This is a genomic window from Escherichia sp. AM3 (assembly GCF_032029835.1).
Classification (GTDB): Bacteria; Pseudomonadota; Gammaproteobacteria; order Enterobacterales; family Enterobacteriaceae; genus Escherichia; species Escherichia coli.
On record NZ_JAVUPQ010001200.1, the window covers coordinates 1 to 247 of the forward strand.

General features: G+C 36.0%; 1 protein-coding gene. It reads right to left on the reverse strand.

Going from position 1 to position 247, the window contains the following annotated elements:
- Positions 1-220, reverse strand: a 220-nt coding sequence (locus RTW80_RS30295) for a toll/interleukin-1 receptor domain-containing protein (protein ID WP_312721899.1), incomplete at its 3' end; no start/stop codon positions are given.
- Positions 221-247: the final 27 nt, after the last annotated feature.

Genomic DNA, 247 nt, shown 5'->3' on the forward strand with positions numbered 1-247 from the left:
GTAAAGGAAGCACGTGAATACGATTATATTGAATTTCATTCCAATATTTTGTTTGCCATTCTCTTTCTACCCATTTTGATGAAACCGCATTTCCAGAAAGAATAACAATTACAAAATCAGCTTCTTCTAATCCGTCTGAAATTCGTTCGGGAATACTTTCCCCTACTTTTATGTCCCATTCATCCAACCAAGGAGCATAACCATTTGCTTCAAGGTCCATACATAACATCTTTGCAAACGGTTTATC